Raw genomic sequence first — 17,165 nt, forward strand, 5'->3', positions numbered from 1 at the left:
CTTATGCTGAAAAAAAGTCTGTCGTTAAGCAGCTTTTCACTTAAAGCCCTGGGTTCGGCACTGCTGGCACTGGTTATTCTGACCAGTGCCGGTTGTGGTTTTCAGCTGCAGCGGAGCTATCAAATTCCGCCGCAGCTGACCACACTGCACCTGAGCAGTCAGGACGAATACAGTGAGCTGACCCGTTTGGTGCGTGAGCGTCTGCGTTTGAGTAACGTCGCACTGGTCGCATCAGATAAGAAGGTCGCCGATCTGCGTCTGATCCGTGACTCACTGGAGCGCGCGACCCTGTCACTCTATCCCACCGGCAATGTGGCTGAGTACGAACTCATTTATCAGGTGGAATTTGCCGTCACCCTGCCGGGTCGGGATCCGGGTTACTACAACGTGGAAATCCGCCGTGACTATCTGGACGATCCCCGTACAGCGCTGGCCAAAAGCCGTGAAATGGAACTGCTGACCAAAGAAATGCGGATCCAGGCCGCAGACCGCATAGTGCAAACCCTGTCCTCTATCGAGGTGAACTGATGCGGGTCTACCCAGATCAACTGGCCCGCCAGCTTTCCCCCCTCAAATCTGTTTATCTGGTGTTCGGTGATGACCCCTGGCTCACTGAAAACTGTAAGCAACAAATCATTGCCGCCGCCCGTAAACAGGGCTTCGATGAACGTATTACCCTGGATACCCAGGACACGGGTTTTCAGTGGAGCCAACTGGAGCAGGAATATCAGGCCATGAGCCTGTTTGCTTCACGCCGTATCATTGAACTGCATCTGGCGAGCGCCAAACCCGGCACAGATGGCAGCGCTATGCTGCAACAGCTGTTGGCTCAGCCAAGTCCGGACACCATACTGCTGCTGATTGGCCCCAAACTGGGACAGGAGCAAACCAAAACCAAATGGTTCAAGGCGCTCGATGCGGTGGGAATGTATCTGCCTTGTGCAACTCCGGAAGGCGCCCAGTTCCAGCGCTGGCTCGATGGCCGTATTCATACCATGGCTCTCAAGCTCAACCGGGATGCTAAAGCCCTGCTGTTCAACCTGTATGAAGGCAATTTGCTGGCCGCAGATCAGGCGCTTAAGTTATTGAAGCTGCTGGCCGATGACCGCGAACTGACAGCCGAGCAGCTCAGTCACTACTTTGAAGATCAGTCCCGATTCAGCGTCTTTCAGCTGACCGACGCGCTGCTGGAGAATCACAAGAGCCGGGCGCTGCATATGCTGGCACAGCTCAAGGCAGAAGGCACCGCCATGCCTATCATACTGTGGTCCATGTTCAAAGAGCTGGCAATCCTGCTCAAACTCAAATCCGCGCAGGAAACCGGCACCAACTTAAACAGCATGTGGAGCAGCCTGCGGATCTGGGATAAGCGCAAACCCCTGTATCAGTCGGCACTCAATCGTCTGACACTGGCACAAATCGAGCAGATGCTGGCACTGGCAGCCACCCTGGAGGCCAAACTCAAGCAACAGGGTGAAGAGGATTGGGTCGGCATGAGTCATTTGTGTCTGCTGTTTGATCCCACCGCCCACAGGCAGCTGGCACATATCGAGGTTGTCTGAACATGACTGTGGTGACAAAGCGCCAATGGATTGGCTTGCTGGGAGGCACTTTTGATCCCATTCACTTTGGCCATATCAAACCGGCACTGGAAGTGAAACAACAACTGGGACTGGATGAAGTCTGGCTGATGCCCAATGCTATCCCGCCCCACAAAGCCAGCAGCATCACAGATGCCGCGCACCGGCTGGCGATGGTGCAGGCAGTGTGTGACACCACGCCGGGTCTGAAACTGTGTGATATCGAGCTGCAACTGGCAGCGGACGGAGCTCCCAGCTACTCGGTTACCACCTTAACCGAGCTGCGCCAACGCTTTCCCCTGTGCGATTTTGTATTTCTGATGGGCATGGACAGCCTGCAAAATCTGCCGTCCTGGCACGCCTGGCAACAGCTGCTGACACTCTGTCAGTTTGCCGTTTGCACCCGTCCTGGCTGGCAACCGGATCGCGCTCAATTACCCAAGGTCATCAATCAGGCAATTGTGGCTCAACTGACTCAGGGTATCGCCGGACAAATCCAGCTGCTGGATGTCACTCCCCGCCCCTGCTCATCCACGGCAATCCGCCAGGCGATGAAAATCGGGAACTTACCGGCAGATATGTTGCCAAAGGAAGTTCTGGACTATATCCGCCTTCATGGGCTGTATCAGGCCAGCCCCCGGTAAAGCAAGTGATTGGTCGCTTACTGCGGACACTTGCCGTATAATGCCGGGCTGTTTTTTGTGTTCATAGTGAGGAAAGCTTACGTGCAAAGCGCGGAGTTGAAAGCATTTGTCGTCGACAAAATTGACGACCTTAAAGCCAAAGATATTGTTTCATTTGATGTTTCCGGTCAATCTACGATTACCGATTACATGGTGATCTGCTCAGGTACCTCCAGTACCCACGTGCGCTCCGTGGCCGAATACGCCATAAGAGAAGCCAAGCAGGCCAATATTGAAATCCTGGGTGTTGAAGGCCGTGACGGCAGCGAATGGGTTTTGGTGGATTTCGGCGGTGTGATTCTGCACGTCATGCAGGAGCAGGCCCGCGATTTCTATCAGCTTGAAAAACTCTGGTCTGAAGGCGTCTGATGAAGCTGCAACTCGTGGCAGTCGGCACCAAAATGCCTGACTGGGTAACCCGGGGATTTGAAGAGTACCAGCGCCGCTTCCCGCGGGATATGGCGCTGGAACTGATTGAAATTCCAGCCGGAAAGCGTGGAAAAAACGCCGACATTGCGCGCATTCTGCAGAAAGAAGGCGAGCTGATGCTGGCTGCCATTCCCAAAGGGAATCATATAGTGACCCTGGATCTGCCCGGCAAGCACTGGACCACACCCGAACTGGCAACGCAGCTGAGTAAATGGCAACTGGATGGCCGGGATGTGAGCCTGCTGATCGGCGGACCGGAAGGTCTGGCGCCAGCCTGTAAAGCTGCGGCCAGCCAGAGTTGGTGTCTGTCAGCCCTGACCCTGCCTCACCCCATGGTGCGGATTGTGGTGGCAGAAAGTCTGTACCGGGCCTGGAGCATCAACAACAACCACCCGTATCACAGAGAATAACAGTACCAATCCACACAGGAGTGCCGTCGCTGAGCACGCCCAAGTGGCGTATGGCAGGCATGAAAGTTGAAGATGTACCGGCACAAATCGACATAAAACCGGGCAGTCGGTAGCCTCTTGAACTTGTCCTGCGGGAACCGGTCGGCCACAGACCGGCAGCACCGGGGCGTTTTGCACCAGCCGCGCAGTGACATTTTCGGTTCCGGCCGGTACTCAAACGGCGGGCATCACGCCGGGAAAAACGCGGTGCGGATTGGTATTCAATTTGGCCACAAATTTGTGGCCCGTAAACTGGTCGGAGAGCATAAGTGTCGCCAAGAAAGCGCATTACCATGCATGATCACGCCGCCGAGGCGTCCCTGTTCAAGCGCCGGGCGCTGTTTACTTTTGCCTGCGTCATCATCATGGTGGCCATATTGTTGGGCAACCTTTATCACCTGCAGGTGACATCCTTTACCGATTACTCCACCCGCTCCGATGACAACCGCATCCGGGTTCTGCCTTTGCCCCCCAGTCGTGGCCTGATTTACGATCGCAATGGTGTGCTGCTGGCGGAAAACCAGCCCTTCTATTCGCTGGAGCTGGTGCCAGAAAAAATCAAAGATATGAATGCCACTCTGGATGGGCTGGCCGCGATTATCGAGATCAGTGATGAAGAGCGGGAAGACTTTACCAAATCGCTCAAACATCACCGCCGCTTCAAACCGCTGACACTGAAATCCCGCCTGAGCGAAGAGGAAGTGGCTATCTTCAGTGTTAACCAGCACAATTTCCCCGGCGTCGAAGTGGAAGCCGGTCTGAAACGCCATTATCCCTTTGGCGGAACCCTGACCCACGCCCTGGGCTATGTGGGCCGTATCAACTCCCGCGATCGCGAAGCGCTGGAGCGCAGCGGCGAGTGGAGTGACTACGCCGGCACCAAGTTTATCGGCAAGCAGGGCATCGAAAAGTTTTATGAACCTATCCTGCATGGCAAGCCCGGACATTTGGAAGAAGAGGTCAACAACCGCGGTCGCAGTATCCGCACGCTTAAAGTGGTTGAGCCCAAGCCTGGGCAGGATATTTACCTGACTATTGATCTGAAACTGCAACAGAAAGCCATGGAGCTGCTGGATGGCCGACGGGGCAGTATTGTCGCTATCGACCCCACCGACGGTGGCATTCTGGCGCTGGCCTCCAGCCCCAGTTATGACCCCAATCAGTTTGTCCATGGCATCAGCGGCAAGGCGTACAGTGAGCTGCTCAACAACCGCTCTCGGCCGCTGATCAACCGGGCCACCCAGGGACAGTATGCCCCGGCATCGACAGTCAAGCCGATTATGGCATTGCTGGGTCTGGAAGACGGCGCAGTGACGGAAAAGACCCGCATCTGGGACCCGGGTTTCTGGCAAATACCCGGAGTAGAGCACAAATACCGCGACTGGAAACGCTGGGGGCATGGCTGGGTGGACGTGTACCACTCAATTGTCGATTCCTGTGACACCTACTTCTATGATTTGGCCTACAAACTGGGGATCACCAAAATCTCTGAATTTATGACTCAGTTTGGCTTTGGCCAGCCATCGAACGTCGATATTTACGAGGAAGCGTCAGGCATCATGCCATCCCGGGATTGGAAACGGGCAAGATACAAGCAGCCATGGTGGATTGGCGATACCATTTCCGTCGGGATCGGCCAGGGTTACTGGACCACCACGCCCCTGCAATTGGCGGCGGCGACCGCAATTCTGGCCAACAAGGGCAAACGCTTTACCCCGCACCTGATGAAGGCCATGACCCAGGAGGATGGCACGCTGAAAACGCCAACCGATGAGATGCCGCCACTGGTGCTGAAGAATCCCAAAAACTGGGACATCATCAACAACGCCATGCGCCAGACCGCACACAAATCCCGGTTCAACGACGCCAACTACACGGCGGCGATGAAGACAGGTACTGCGCAGGTATTCTCGGTGGCCCAGGATGCCAAATACGATGCCGACAACATAGATGAAAATCTCAAGGATAACGCGCTGATCGTGGCTTATGCCCCCTATGAGAAACCCACAATCGTGCTGGCGGTAGTACTGGAAAACGCCGGTTGGGGTGGCGCCAATGCGGGTCCCATCGCCCGCGCCATGCTGGATGAGTATATTCTTCGTGAACCCAAGGAGCAGCCCAAGAAATGAGTGCGCATCCAAGTCGCCAGACCTTTTGGCAACGCATCCATATTGACCTGCCGCTGCTGGGCGGCATCCTTATTCTGTTCGGCTTCAGCCTGTTTGTGATCTACTCCGCCAGTGGCGGCAGCCTGGCGATGATGGATCGGCAGATGATCCGCATGGGCCTGTCATTGCTGGTGATGCTGACCGTAGCGCAAATCAACCCCGAAGTGCTGCGGCGCTGGGCACCGCCGATCTTTGTGATAGGGGTAATCCTGCTGCTGGCGGTGCACTTCTTTGGGGAAATCAATAAAGGTGCCCAGCGCTGGCTTAATCTGGGATTTATGGAGTTTCAGCCATCTGAGCTGATGAAACTCGCCTTCCCCCTCACCATGGCCTGGTATATCAGCAAGTTTCCGCTGCCGCCCAAGAAACGTCACCTTGCCGGAGGAGTGGCTATTTTGCTGGTGCCCACACTGCTGATCGCCAGTCAGCCGGACCTCGGTACCTCGATTCTGGTGGCTGCATCCGGGGTATTTGTGCTGTTTTTGTCCGGCATGAGCTGGACCATTGTCGGCGGTGTCGTCGTCGCGGTACTGGCGTTTTTGCCTATCCTCTGGTTCTTCCTGATGCACGACTACCAGCGTACCCGGGTAATGACCCTGCTGGATCCGGAAAAAGACCCGCTGGGAGCCGGTTACCATATTATCCAGTCCAAAATCGCCATCGGCTCCGGCGGTTTCTGGGGTAAAGGCTGGCTGGAAGGCACCCAGTCCCAGCTGGAGTTTTTGCCCGAGCGTCACACCGACTTCATCTTCGCCGTAATTGGTGAGGAATTTGGCATGATAGGCAGCCTGTTGCTGCTGGCGTTATATATCTTCATTATTGGCAGGGGACTGACCATCGCCTCCCGGGCCCAGACCAGTTTTGCCCGTCTGGTGGCAGGTTCGATTACGCTGACCTTCTTTGTATATGTATTTGTAAACATAGGTATGGTGTCAGGCATTTTGCCTGTGGTAGGGGTACCTCTGCCACTGATCAGTTACGGTGGTACCTCAATGCTGACACTGATGATTGGCTTTGGTGTATTGATGAGCATCCATACCCACAGGCGCTTTATCGACCGTTAATACGGACAAGAGACGACAATAATGACAAGAATTTCCGCACTGCTGGCGCCTCTGGGCGCCATGCTGCTCAGCGCCGTCGCCCAGGCAAACCCGCCGGCAGAGCAGCCCATGTTAAATCAGACCGAGCTGACTGCAGAGTTTATCCGCACTCAGGAACAAAAAGGTTTCAGCGCAGATGAAACCCAGGCATTTCTCGCCGCGGCCAAACTGGATCAGGCGGTATTGGATGCCATCTCCCGCCCTTGGGAAGCCAAACCCTGGTACCAGTATTATCCGCTGTTTCTGACCGACAAGCGCCTGGCTGCCGGTCTGACGTTCTGGCAGGAACATGAACAAACCATTGAGCGCGCCGCCAAAACCTATGGCGTTGACCCGCAAATCATTGTCGCCATCATAGGTATTGAGACCTTTTATGGCGGCTTTATGGGTAAATATCCCGTGCGCGACGCCCTTTACACGCTGGGATTCCACTATCCGCCAAGAGCTGATTTTTTCCGTTCAGAGCTGGGGCAATTGCAGCAGCTGGTGAAGGAAGAGCAGTTATCCGTTGATGATCTCAAAGGCTCTTACGCCGGTGCCATGGGCTATGGTCAGTTTATTTCCTCCAGTTATCGCCACTATGCCGTGGATTTCGACGGTGACGGGCAACGGGATTTGCTGGGCAATCCGGTGGATGCCATAGGGTCAGTCGCCAATTATTTCCATGAGCATGGCTGGCAACTAGGCCAGCCCGTCGCCCTGCCATTGATCAACGAAGGGGCACCCGGGGCCAAAATCTGGAGTGGTGAGAAGCTGGAGCTGACAGTGGCGGAAATACTCAGCCCACAACTGAGTCTGAAGCAAAATCAGGATCTGGATGTCAACCAGCCAGCCATGTTGGTGGCGCTGGAACAGGCGGAAAAAACAGAATATTGGCTCGGGCTGAATAACTTTTATGTAATCACCCGCTATAATCGCAGTCCTCTTTATGCCATGGCAGTATACCAATTCAGTGAGCAACTCAAACATGCCCATAACCAAAGCTAATTTTCGTCTCCTTGGCGGCCTGCTGGCCGTTATGACCATCCTGGCAGGTTGTGCTGGCGGGGGGCGCTATGACATGGCAGATGATACAGCGCCAAGCAACGCACCGGATGTGACCAAGGTTGAAGATGCCCAGCCCAGACCTGAACCTTTCAGCCGTCAGGGCAATAAGCCCTACACAGTGCTGGGCAAATCCTACACTGTGTTGCCAACCAATCAGGGCTACAGCAAGCGCGGCGTCGCCAGCTGGTATGGCGCCAAGTTCCATGGACATCTGACCTCCAATGGCGAGCGCTATGACATGTACTCCATGACCGCCGCACACAAAACGTTGCCGCTGCCCAGTTATGCCAAAGTGACCAATCTGGATAACAACAAGCAGGTGATCGTCAGGGTCAATGACAGAGGTCCGTTCCATGGCGGACGGATTATTGACCTATCCTATGCTGCCGCCGCCAAACTGGACATGCTTAAAACCGGTACCGCCAATGTGCAGGTTGATGCCATTTACATCAGCGGTCCTCAGGTACCGCAACTGGCCGGGCTGGATAGCAAACAAGAGTACTATATTCAGCTGCTTGCCTCCAAAGACAAGGCAAGATTAGCTGCGCTGGCCACAGAGCTGGAAGCCAAACACCAACTGAAATCCCGACTGCAACAACAGGGCGATCTGTATCGCCTGCAGCTTGGTCCGGTTGGGCAACTGACGCTGGCCGAGCAACTGCTGCAATCACTGCAGGCAGATGGCTATCCCCAGAGTTTTCTGGTGATGCCGCCAAAAGCAGAGTGAACTCACACGCAAGGTCAATAATTCATCGAATTGACAGCCGCGCTGAACTTTTGGACAAAATATTTGTTTAATAAAGCATAAGGCGTTATCGCCAACACCGGGAAATCCAGCGCCGTGAATTCCATTGCTGAAGATAAATCAGCAAAAGATGAACAGGCGCTAATTAAAATCCCGGTATGGATAATGCTATACTCGCTGCCAATTGCCGTTTTAATACAACCAAAAAGACGTACATAAGTAATGAAGAATTTTGTCAAAGGACCTTTGAAAGCAATTCTGGTAATGACCGGACTTGCAGTTTCCGTCGCTTCTCATGCGGCGCCTATGGTCATTCCGGACTCTCCGGACGTTGCCGCCAAAGCTTATGTGTTGATGGACTACAACACAGGCAAAGTGATCGCCGAAAGCAACGCTTATGAGAGCCTGAACCCAGCCAGTCTGACCAAGATGATGACCAGCTATGTTATCGGTCAGGAGATCAAACGCGGCAACATCTCTCCCAATGATGAGGTTCTGATCTCCAAGAATGCCTGGGCAAAAAACTTTCCTGACTCCTCCAAGATGTTCGTGGAAGTCGGCTCCAAAGTAAAAGTGTCAGAACTGAATAAAGGAATCATTATCCAGTCCGGCAACGACGCCTGTGTGGCGATGGCTGAACATATTGCCGGCACCGAAGATGCTTTCGTGGATCTGATGAACTCCTGGGCCAAGCAACTGGGAATGACCGATTCTCACTTCGAGAACGCTCACGGTCTGGATCGTGAAGATCAGAAAACCACCGCGTACGATATGGCGCTGCTGGGTGCGGCGCTGATCCGCGACGTACCTAATGAGTACAAGATATACAGCGAAAAAGAGTTTACCTACAACAACATTCCCCAGTACAACCGCAACAGTCTGCTGTGGGACAAGTCATTGAATGTTGATGGTATCAAGACAGGTCACACCTCAGGCGCCGGCTATAACCTGGTGAGTTCAGCCACCAAGGATGACATGCGTCTGATCGCCGTGGTATTGGGTACCAAGAGTGCCAATGCCCGTGCTGCGGAGAGCAAGAAGCTGCTTAACTATGGCTTCCGCTTCTTCGAAACCGTCACACCGTTCAAGGCCGGTGATACCTTTACCGAAGAGCGCATTTGGTTTGGCGACAAAGAGAAAGTCAAACTGGGCGTCCTGACTGATACCCCAATCACAGTCAACCGTGGTCAGGGCAAAAACCTGCAGGCTCATTACGAGCTGACCAAAGAGCTGACTGCACCACTGGCCAAGGGGGAAGTCGTGGGTCGCCTGTACTTCCAGCTGAATGGCAAAGACGTGGCCGAGTTCCCACTGGTCACACTGGAAGAAGTGAACGAAGGCAGTTGGTGGAGCAAGTTAGTGGACTACTTCAAGCAACTGTTCGCCAGCTGGTTCGGTTAACCAACTGACGGTAAAAAAGCCACCTGCGGGTGGCTTTTTTGTGCCTGAAAGTCCGCCGGTACACTTGAAAAGCGTACAATAGTCACCATATCTGCAATACATACGAATGTTAGAGAGTTCACCATGTCCAATTCCGATCTGAATACCCGTTTTGAAGAGCTGATGGAATTCCCCGCCTCTTTTCCCTACAAAGTTGTCGGTGAAGCCGATGATACTCTGGCCGATAAAGTCGTTGCTGTCGTACAAAAGCATGTTCCCGGTGATTATGTTCCAAGCACCAAGGTTTCCAGCAAAGGTACATACCACTCTGTAACCATTCGCGTCACAGTTGAAAACAAGGAAATGGTTGAAACCCTGTATACCGAACTGGCCGCGATCCCGGGAGTTAAGCGCGTTTTGTAACCAGTTAAACAGGTCAGAGTTCAAATCCCGCAAAGGCAAAACTGTGATCTGTATACCATCGCAAAACACTCAAGTATAATGGCGCCACCGATTTCAGAGGGGAGAGGTTGCCCTTGCACAAGGATACATTGCAGGTTCGTCACCTGGGTCGACAGGACTATGAAACCGTGTGGCATGCCATGCAGCACTATACAGATAACCGGGATGAACACAGCCCCGACGAACTGTGGCTGGTAGAGCATCCGCCGGTTTTCACTCAGGGACAGGCAGGCAAAGCCGAGCACATTCTCAATCCCGGCGATATTCCTGTCATTCAGGTCGATCGTGGCGGTCAGGTGACTTATCACGGTCCCGGCCAATTGGTGGCCTACCCTCTTCTCGATATCAAACGCCGTAAACTGGGCGTGCGCCAGTTGGTCACCGACATAGAACAGAGCCTGGTGGATTTGCTCAAGCCTTATGGTATTGATGCCTACGCCAAAGCCGATGCTCCCGGTGTCTATGTCGATGAACGCAAGATTGCCTCTTTGGGCCTGCGGATCCGCAAAGGTTGTTCCTTTCACGGTCTGGCGCTGAATGTGGATATGGATCTTGCTCCCTTCCTGCGCATCAATCCCTGCGGCTACGCCGGTTTGCAAATGATCCAGTGCAAGGCACTGGGCGGTCCGCAAACTGTGCAGCAGGCCGGCGATGAACTGGTCGATACCTTTAGCAAACGTCTGGGCTACAGCCAGGTGATACACCTTGAAGGATTAGCAAACCCATTATGAGCAGACCCGAGAGATTACAACCCGGCGTAAAACTGCGTGACGCCGATAAAGTTGCCCGCATTCCGGTAAAGGTAATGCCTTCCGAGCGCGAAGAGATGCTGCGCAAACCTGACTGGTTGCGTGTCAAATTGCCAGCCTCCAGCCAGCGTATCGATGGCATCAAACAGGCGCTGCGCAACAATGGCCTGCACTCTGTGTGTGAAGAAGCCTCCTGCCCTAATCTGGCCGAGTGTTTCAACCATGGCACCGCCACCTTTATGATTTTGGGCGCTATCTGTACCCGTCGCTGCCCCTTCTGCGACGTGGCCCACGGCAGGCCGCTGAAACCGGATGCCGAGGAGCCCAAAAAGCTGGCCAAAACCATCAGCGAGATGAAGCTTAAGTACGTGGTGATCACCTCAGTGGACCGTGACGATCTGCGTGATGGCGGTGCCCAACACTTTGCTGACTGTATCCGTGAAATCCGTGCACTCAATCCTGAAATCAAGATTGAAATTCTGGTACCTGACTTCCGCGGTCGTATCGATGCGGCGCTGGATATTCTGGCCACCGAGCCACCGGATGTGTTCAATCACAACCTGGAAACCGCACCGGCCCACTACCGCAAGGCGCGTCCGGGAGCCAATTATCAGTGGTCGCTGGATCTGCTCAAGCGCTTCAAAGAGCGTCACCCGCACATCCCCACCAAGTCAGGCATCATGCTGGGTCTGGGCGAAACCAATGAAGAGATTGAGCAGGTACTGCGTGATCTGCGCGCGCACAATGTCAACATGCTCACTCTGGGTCAGTACCTGCAACCGTCCAAGTTCCACCTGCCGGTGAAGCGCTATGTGACGCCGCAGGAATTCGATGCCTTCCATGATTTTGCCACAGAAATCGGCTTTACCCATGCTGCCTGTGGTCCGCTGGTACGATCCAGTTACCATGCTGATTTGCAGGCCAAAGGGGTCGAGGTGAAATAATCCTTCGCCAATCTAAGAACAGCGCCTGATGGCGCTGTTTTTGTTCACCCTTTAGTGCAGTATGCAAACCCGACCAAATCCGCTAGAGTGGCGCACTGATATGGAAATTGAGAGCACTGTAATGAGAAAACTGTCTGCACTGAGCTTATTGTCGCTGGCGCTGCTGGCCGCTCCTTCATTTGCCCGTGATGATATCGGCAACTACAGCATTGCTGATGCCATGGCTCTGCCTGTCGCCCAAAGCAAGCTGGGTAACGATATCACCTTCTACTTCGGCGAACAGGCTCACCCTGAAGTGGAAAAAGCCCTGCTGGAAGTGAAAACCAACAAGAAAACCAATGCCTTCAACAAAAGTGATGAGGAAGCCTGTCAGTGGGTATTCCTGTCAGCCATGATCGCCCTGAAAGACAGAGCCATCAAAGAAGGCGGTAATGCTGTCATCAATATCAAATCCAATTACAAGAACAACCTGACATCCAGTGAAGAGACCTTCCAGTGCGGTGCCGGGGCGCTCATTGCCGGGGTCGCCCTGACCGGTGAGATAGTCAAACTCAAACAATAAACCCGATGGCGCTGGCAGCATTCCCGCTGCCAGCAAGATCTTTCAGAGAACAGCACAAACCATAGATTACTTTAATCTAATTTATCCGCTTTATTCGATTAAGACACGATTCTATTATGGCTCCATCAAGCGTTGGAGGAGCACCAAATGAATCAAATTAATATCGGTATCGAACAGGCAGACCGTGAAGCCATTGCCGCAGGCCTGAATCAGCTGTTGGCAGACACTTACAGCCTGTACCTCAAAACCCACAGCTTTCACTGGAACGTTACAGGGCCTATGTTCAACACCCTGCATCTGATGTTTGAGCAGCAGTATACTGAACTGTCACTGGCGGTGGATGTGATTGCCGAGCGCATCCGGGCGCTCGGAGCACGGGCGCTTGGCTCATACAGTGCTTACGCCAAACTCACTGAAATCACGGAGGATAACGGCGTCACGTCAGCGCGACAGATGATTCAGGAGCTGCTCACCGGCCAGGAGATTATTATCCGCAATGCCCGCGCTCTGTACCCGCTGGTGCAAAAGGCGGATGATGAGGCAACTGCCGATCTGCTGACCCAGCGTATCCAGCTGCACGAAAAAACAGCCTGGATGCTGCGCAGTCTGCTGGAAGAGTAACCGCTATTCAGGGCAACAACATAGAGTAGCAACAACACGAAGGTCACGAAGACAAGCTGTCCCTTGCCTTTGATATCCTTCGTGTTTTTTATGCAGTGGGTGAAGCAGACACTTCGTGAACAATCGCGTTTTACACTAACGGTAAGGTCATCAACACCGCATCTTCAGTACCGTCAGCAGTTTTATAGTAACCCTTTCGCTCACCAGTCACCTCAAAACCAAGCCGATGGTACAAAGCGATGGCACTGGTATTGCCGGCGCGCACTTCCAGCAACAGTTGCTCTGCCTCGGTGTTGTTGAGCCAGTCAATACCAGCCTGCATCAAGGCCTTGCCAAGACCTTGCCCCTGATAACCGGGCTCAATACAGATATCCATTACACTGGCTTCTTCAAAAAGCTGATGCAGGATGACAAAACCTGCCAGCCTGTCGTCATCAAACACCCCGAAACTCTGGTAGAAGTTACCAAAGCAGCTTTCAATGGTCGCCAGACTCATGGGATGGGAATGCGCCGCCGCAGCAATCTGTGCCATCAAAGGAGCCTGCTCAATATCCAGTCGGCGAATGTCGATACTCATTGACTCTCAGCCCCTTCAGCTGCCAACTGAGACTTAAGCTTACAGATCTGCTGCCACAGTGCGCGCTTGCCTTCACTGCCCACCAGCAATTTTGGTAAAGGCGAAGAGTATAAAATACCGGGCTTGTGAGGGCGATTCATCAGGCGCATGTCCCAGATGACCCTGTCACCGGCCTGCAGCTGATCCGCAACATGACACTTGTCGATATCCAGTCCCATCACCCGCAGCACTGCCGCGACCAGCGGATGACCAGTCACCAGTCTGGGATCATCACACAGCAGCAAACAGCGGGGCTCGCCACTGCGCACCCGCCACCGGCTGATCCCCATGGCATCCAGATAATCTTGTTGTTTCATTGCGATTCCATCACGGCTTAAACCTGTGCCAAGGATACCAGCCCAACGACGCCAGCACAGCCTTTGCCACCACCAATGCATTGAATTTTGCCCACCCCACGCATTAATTCACCACTTAAATCACTTGCCCGCCCCGGCTTAAGGTAAAATCACGGCAGACAAACAGAGGACAGAAAAATGCAAACCTATCGTTTCAGCCTGTTGACCGACACCCCATTGGTAGAGATGGATGACTTTGAAAACATCCGTATGCAATTGATTGAAGTTGACTGTATCGATGCCCTGATCCACTCAGTTAACGATCTGCTGGTACTGGATTTCGAGCGTCAGGCTGAATCCGCCGATGCTGCCGTTGAGGCGGTCAAAAGCGCACTTGCCGACACCAGCATCAAAGTCACTGACACCATTCACATGCAGTAATACGTGGCGCTCGCCCATAAAAAAGCCGACAACTCAATGAGTGTCGGCTTTGTGTTTATTGGCTGACAGCCTGACTGTCAGCCATGTACCAAAGGGCGATTACGCCTCTGGACGCAGTGCCGGGAACAGGATCACGTCACGGATGGTGTGAGTGTTGGTGAACAGCATCACCAGACGGTCAATACCGATACCCTGACCAGCAGTCGGTGGCAGACCGTGCTCCAGTGCGCGAACATAGTCGGCATCGTAGAACATGGCTTCGTCGTCACCGGCATCTTTGGCAGCAACCTGTGCCTTGAAGCGGGCATCCTGATCTTCAGCATCGTTCAGCTCGCTGAAGCCGTTAGCCACTTCACGACCACCGATGAAGAACTCGAAACGGTCAGTGATGAAGTCATTGTCATCGCTGCGACGGGCCAGCGGAGAGATGTCTGCTGGGTAGCCGGTGATGAAAGTAGGCTGCATCAGCTTAGGCTCTGCAGTTTCACCGAAGATCTCTTCCAAAAGCTGTCCACAGCTCCAGAAGGTTTCCACTTCAATGCCCAGGCTCTTGGCCAGCTTACGCATAAAGTCCAGATCCTTAACTTCTTCATAAGTCATGGCCTGGATAGTGGCATTGTCAGGGTTATAGTGCTGAATCGCTTCCAGCATGCTCATACGGGTGTATGGGCCGCCGAAGTCGATGGTGTGCTCGCCGTAAGGCAGCTTGGTGTCACCACACAAATCTTTGGCGATAGAAGACAGCATTTCTTCAGTCAGATCGATCAAATCGTTGTAATCTGCATACGCCATATAGAATTCCATCATGGTGAATTCTGGGTTGTGACGTGGAGAGATACCTTCGTTACGGAAGTTACGGTTGATTTCGAACACACGCTCAAAGCCACCCACAACCAGACGCTTCAGATACAGCTCTGGCGCAATACGCAGGTACATGTCGATGTCCAGCGCATTGTGATGCGTGATAAATGGACGGGCAGAAGCACCGCCTGGGATCACGTGCATCATTGGCGTTTCAACTTCCATGAACTCTTTGCTGATCATGAAGTTACGGATAGCTGAAATCACTTTGAAGCGCATTTTGAAGGCTTCGCGGGATTCTTCGTTAACGATCAGGTCAACATAACGCTGACGGTAACGGGTTTCCTGATCCGCCAGACCGTAAAAATCAGATGGCAGTGGACGCAGCGCCTTGGTCTGCAGCTGATATTCATCCATGCTGACATACAGATCGCCTTTGCCGGACAGATGCAGGATACCGGTCACACCGATGATGTCACCAATGTCCAGACCCTGGTATTTGTCTTTCAGGTCATTCTGAACATCTTTGTCAGCATATACCTGAATACGACCGGAGACGTCCTGCAGCACCAGGAATGGGCCACGTTTGGCCATGATACGACCGGCGATGCTGGTGCGGAAACCCAGAGCTTCCAGCTCTTCCTTCGACTTACCGCCGAACTCTGCCTGCAGATCCGCAGCCTTATGGGTGCGACGGAAGGTGTTGGGGTGGCCGTTGGCAGGGCTGGTCTTGCGGATGTGCTCCAGCTTGGCACGACGTTCCGCAATCAGCTTGTTTTCATCTTGGATTTGAACTTGTTCAGTCATTTTCCGCTCTTCTCAATTACAGCCCGGACTTGAGGCTGGCTTCAATAAATTTATCCAGATCGCCGTCCAACACGGCCTGGGTATTGCGACTTTCAACACCGGTACGCAAATCTTTAATCCGCGCGTCATCCAATACGTAGGAGCGGATCTGGCTGCCCCAGCCGATGTCAGACTTGGCGTCTTCAGCGGCCTGGCGCTCGGCGTTCTGCTTGAGCATCTCCAACTCATACAGTTTCGCTTTCAGCTGCTTCATGGCCGTATCCCGGTTTTTGTGCTGGGAACGGTCATTTTGACACTGTACTACTGTGTTTGTCGGAATGTGGGTGATACGGATCGCAGATTCAGTTCTGTTAACGTGCTGACCACCCGCACCGGATGCACGATAGGTATCAACCCGCAGATCTGCCGGATTGATATCGATCTCGATGGAATCGTCGATCTCAGGGTACACAAACACTGAGCAGAATGAGGTATGACGACGGCCACTGGAGTCAAAGGGTGACTTACGTACCAGACGGTGTACACCGGTTTCGGTACGCAACCAGCCAAAGGCATACTCACCGCTGAACTTGATGGTGGCGCTCTTGATACCGGCCACATCGCCGTCAGAAACTTCCATCAGTTCAGGGCTGAAACCATGGGCTTCACCCCAGCGCAGATACATACGCAGTACCATGTTGGCCCAATCCTGCGCCTCGGTACCGCCTGAACCTGACTGGATATCCAGATAGCAGTCCAGCTGATCATTGCTGCCGGAGAACATACGGCGGAATTCCAGTTCGGCCAGTTTGGCCTCCAGGTCATCCAGCTCGCTCTGGGTATCGTTGAAGGTGTCTTCATCTTCCTCTTCAACCGCCAGCTCCAGCAGGCCTTCCACATCTTCAAGCCCGGCATCCAGAGTATCGATAGTCTTGACTACCACTTCCAGATTGGCGCGCTCTTTGCCCAACGCCTGGGCACGCTCAGGGTCATTCCACACGTCAGCACTTTCGAGCTCACGTGTTACTTCTTCCAGACGCTCTTTTTTAGCGTCGTAGTCAAAGATACCCCCTAAGGAGCGAAGTGCGTTCAGCAAGCTCCTTAATCTTGAATTTCACCGGATTTACTTCAAACATTGACCTGATAATCCTATGGTTTGACGAGTGATATTTGGCAGACCGGCACCAGGCACTTTTGCCCCGGATCCCATCTGCGCATAAAAACCGCGTATTTTACCTCAAGGCGATACTAATACCAATCAGTATCAGGCATTGGTTACACGCTTCCGCTGACCTGATGACCG

20 protein-coding genes are annotated in these 17,165 nt (G+C 53.4%); 16 read left to right on the plus strand and 4 right to left on the minus strand.

What is annotated here, in order from left to right; genetic code table 11:
- Positions 1-3: 3 nt before the first annotated feature.
- The 15 genes from lptE to dpsA all read left to right on the plus strand — a co-directional run bounded on the left by lptE (position 4) and on the right by dpsA (position 12,922).
- On the plus strand, positions 4-528 hold the full coding sequence (lptE, locus tag ACRRUX_RS05210) for an LPS assembly lipoprotein LptE (protein ID WP_432527895.1): 525 nt from the start codon (positions 4-6) through the stop codon (positions 526-528).
- On the plus strand, positions 528-1,562 hold the full coding sequence (holA, locus tag ACRRUX_RS05215; RefSeq protein ID WP_432527897.1) for a DNA polymerase III subunit delta: 1,035 nt from the start codon (positions 528-530) through the stop codon (positions 1,560-1,562). Before lptE ends, holA begins: the two co-directional genes overlap by 1 nt.
- 2 nt (positions 1,563-1,564) lie before the next feature.
- The gene (gene nadD, locus ACRRUX_RS05220) at positions 1,565-2,224 is read left to right on the plus strand and encodes a nicotinate-nucleotide adenylyltransferase (protein WP_432527899.1); all 660 of its coding nucleotides are present in this window, start codon (positions 1,565-1,567) and stop codon (positions 2,222-2,224) included.
- 81 nt (positions 2,225-2,305) lie between these two features.
- The gene (gene rsfS, locus ACRRUX_RS05225) at positions 2,306-2,632 is read left to right on the plus strand and encodes a ribosome silencing factor (protein WP_432527901.1); all 327 of its coding nucleotides are present in this window, start codon (positions 2,306-2,308) and stop codon (positions 2,630-2,632) included.
- Entirely contained in the window at positions 2,632-3,102 is a 471-nt protein-coding gene (gene rlmH, locus ACRRUX_RS05230) for a 23S rRNA (pseudouridine(1915)-N(3))-methyltransferase RlmH (protein ID WP_432527903.1), read from the plus strand. The genes rsfS and rlmH overlap by 1 nt, the downstream gene beginning before the upstream one ends.
- 308 nt (positions 3,103-3,410) lie before the next feature.
- Positions 3,411-5,270 carry a penicillin-binding protein 2 gene (mrdA, locus tag ACRRUX_RS05235; protein WP_432527905.1) on the plus strand — a complete coding sequence of 620 codons (1,860 nt, stop codon included), beginning with the start codon at positions 3,411-3,413 and terminating at the stop codon, positions 5,268-5,270.
- Positions 5,267-6,373: a rod shape-determining protein RodA gene (rodA, locus tag ACRRUX_RS05240; RefSeq protein WP_432527908.1), complete on the plus strand. Its 1,107-nt coding sequence runs from the start codon at positions 5,267-5,269 to the stop codon at positions 6,371-6,373. Before mrdA ends, rodA begins: the two co-directional genes overlap by 4 nt.
- Before the next feature lie 21 nt (positions 6,374-6,394).
- Positions 6,395-7,399, plus strand: coding sequence for a lytic murein transglycosylase B (mltB, locus tag ACRRUX_RS05245; protein ID WP_432527910.1), 1,005 nt, complete (start codon positions 6,395-6,397; stop codon positions 7,397-7,399).
- 73 nt (positions 7,400-7,472) lie between these two features.
- Entirely contained in the window at positions 7,473-8,186 is a 714-nt protein-coding gene (locus ACRRUX_RS05250) for a septal ring lytic transglycosylase RlpA family protein (protein WP_432527912.1), read from the plus strand.
- 240 nt (positions 8,187-8,426) lie between these two features.
- Complete coding sequence (locus tag ACRRUX_RS05255; protein WP_432527914.1) at positions 8,427-9,605, plus strand: serine hydrolase; 1,179 nt, start codon at positions 8,427-8,429, stop codon at positions 9,603-9,605.
- 123 nt (positions 9,606-9,728) lie between these two features.
- Positions 9,729-10,007 (plus strand): DUF493 family protein YbeD, encoded by a 279-nt coding sequence (gene ybeD, locus ACRRUX_RS05260; protein ID WP_432527916.1) that lies wholly within the window; start codon positions 9,729-9,731, stop codon positions 10,005-10,007.
- A 113-nt stretch (positions 10,008-10,120) separates the two neighbouring features.
- Positions 10,121-10,777, plus strand: a complete 657-nt coding sequence (lipB, locus tag ACRRUX_RS05265; protein ID WP_432527918.1) for a lipoyl(octanoyl) transferase LipB — start codon at positions 10,121-10,123, stop codon at positions 10,775-10,777.
- Positions 10,774-11,739, plus strand: a complete 966-nt coding sequence (gene lipA, locus ACRRUX_RS05270; protein ID WP_432527920.1) for a lipoyl synthase — start codon at positions 10,774-10,776, stop codon at positions 11,737-11,739. Before lipB ends, lipA begins: the two co-directional genes overlap by 4 nt.
- A gap of 121 nt (positions 11,740-11,860) precedes the next feature.
- Positions 11,861-12,301, plus strand: coding sequence for an excinuclease (locus ACRRUX_RS05275; RefSeq protein ID WP_432527922.1), 441 nt, complete (start codon positions 11,861-11,863; stop codon positions 12,299-12,301).
- Positions 12,302-12,448: 147 nt separating this feature from the next.
- A complete protein-coding gene (gene dpsA / locus ACRRUX_RS05280) occupies positions 12,449-12,922 on the plus strand; it encodes a DNA starvation/stationary phase protection protein DpsA (RefSeq protein ID WP_432527924.1) in 474 nt (157 codons plus the stop codon).
- A gap of 130 nt (positions 12,923-13,052) precedes the next feature.
- Here dpsA and rimI read toward each other — a convergent pair whose 3' ends face one another.
- On the minus strand, positions 13,053-13,499 hold the full coding sequence (gene rimI, locus ACRRUX_RS05285; RefSeq protein WP_432527926.1) for a ribosomal protein S18-alanine N-acetyltransferase: 447 nt from the start codon (positions 13,497-13,499) through the stop codon (positions 13,053-13,055).
- Positions 13,496-13,855, minus strand: a complete 360-nt coding sequence (locus ACRRUX_RS05290) for a DNA polymerase III subunit psi (RefSeq protein ID WP_432527928.1) — start codon at positions 13,853-13,855, stop codon at positions 13,496-13,498. Before ACRRUX_RS05290 ends, rimI begins: the two co-directional genes overlap by 4 nt.
- Before the next feature lie 177 nt (positions 13,856-14,032).
- Here ACRRUX_RS05290 and ACRRUX_RS05295 point away from each other — a divergent pair, with 177 nt between their 5' ends.
- The gene (locus ACRRUX_RS05295; RefSeq protein ID WP_432527930.1) at positions 14,033-14,275 is read left to right on the plus strand and encodes a hypothetical protein; all 243 of its coding nucleotides are present in this window, start codon (positions 14,033-14,035) and stop codon (positions 14,273-14,275) included.
- Between the two features lie 99 nt (positions 14,276-14,374).
- On the opposite strand, the gene lysS is transcribed toward ACRRUX_RS05295, so the two are convergent.
- Together lysS and prfB are read right to left on the minus strand one after the other, a co-directional pair.
- The gene (lysS, locus tag ACRRUX_RS05300) at positions 14,375-15,883 is read right to left on the minus strand and encodes a lysine--tRNA ligase (protein ID WP_432527932.1); all 1,509 of its coding nucleotides are present in this window, start codon (positions 15,881-15,883) and stop codon (positions 14,375-14,377) included.
- 16 nt (positions 15,884-15,899) lie between these two features.
- A protein-coding gene (gene prfB / locus ACRRUX_RS05305) for a peptide chain release factor 2 (RefSeq protein WP_432527934.1) occupies positions 15,900-16,998 on the minus strand; the annotation gives its coding sequence in 2 pieces (ribosomal slippage) (positions 15,900-16,922 and positions 16,924-16,998; 1,098 coding nt in all).
- Positions 16,999-17,165: the final 167 nt, after the last annotated feature.

Source organism: Shewanella sp. GXUN23E, from assembly GCF_050865035.1.
Lineage (GTDB): Bacteria > Pseudomonadota > Gammaproteobacteria > Enterobacterales > Shewanellaceae > Shewanella.

Excerpts from the sequence above, each read along its gene's own strand:
- nadD (WP_432527899.1), top strand. The coding sequence starts at position 1,565 with ATGACTGTGGTGACAAAGCGCCAATGGATTGGCTTGCTGGGAGGCACT.
- holA (WP_432527897.1), top strand. The coding sequence starts at position 528 with ATGCGGGTCTACCCAGATCAACTGGCCCGCCAGCTTTCCCCCCTCAAA.
- lipA (WP_432527920.1), top strand. The coding sequence starts at position 10,774 with ATGAGCAGACCCGAGAGATTACAACCCGGCGTAAAACTGCGTGACGCC.
- dpsA (WP_432527924.1), top strand. The coding sequence starts at position 12,449 with ATGAATCAAATTAATATCGGTATCGAACAGGCAGACCGTGAAGCCATT.
- ACRRUX_RS05255 (WP_432527914.1), top strand. The coding sequence starts at position 8,427 with ATGAAGAATTTTGTCAAAGGACCTTTGAAAGCAATTCTGGTAATGACC.
- lysS (WP_432527932.1), bottom strand. The coding sequence starts at position 15,883 with ATGACTGAACAAGTTCAAATCCAAGATGAAAACAAGCTGATTGCGGAA.
- ACRRUX_RS05275 (WP_432527922.1), top strand. The coding sequence starts at position 11,861 with ATGAGAAAACTGTCTGCACTGAGCTTATTGTCGCTGGCGCTGCTGGCC.
- rimI (WP_432527926.1), bottom strand. The coding sequence starts at position 13,499 with ATGAGTATCGACATTCGCCGACTGGATATTGAGCAGGCTCCTTTGATG.
- mltB (WP_432527910.1), top strand. The coding sequence starts at position 6,395 with ATGACAAGAATTTCCGCACTGCTGGCGCCTCTGGGCGCCATGCTGCTC.
- ACRRUX_RS05295 (WP_432527930.1), top strand. The coding sequence starts at position 14,033 with ATGCAAACCTATCGTTTCAGCCTGTTGACCGACACCCCATTGGTAGAG.
- ACRRUX_RS05290 (WP_432527928.1), bottom strand. The coding sequence starts at position 13,855 with ATGAAACAACAAGATTATCTGGATGCCATGGGGATCAGCCGGTGGCGG.
- rodA (WP_432527908.1), top strand. The coding sequence starts at position 5,267 with ATGAGTGCGCATCCAAGTCGCCAGACCTTTTGGCAACGCATCCATATT.
- ACRRUX_RS05250 (WP_432527912.1), top strand. The coding sequence starts at position 7,473 with ATGGCAGATGATACAGCGCCAAGCAACGCACCGGATGTGACCAAGGTT.
- lptE (WP_432527895.1), top strand. The coding sequence starts at position 4 with ATGCTGAAAAAAAGTCTGTCGTTAAGCAGCTTTTCACTTAAAGCCCTG.
- rlmH (WP_432527903.1), top strand. The coding sequence starts at position 2,632 with ATGAAGCTGCAACTCGTGGCAGTCGGCACCAAAATGCCTGACTGGGTA.
- ybeD (WP_432527916.1), top strand. The coding sequence starts at position 9,729 with ATGTCCAATTCCGATCTGAATACCCGTTTTGAAGAGCTGATGGAATTC.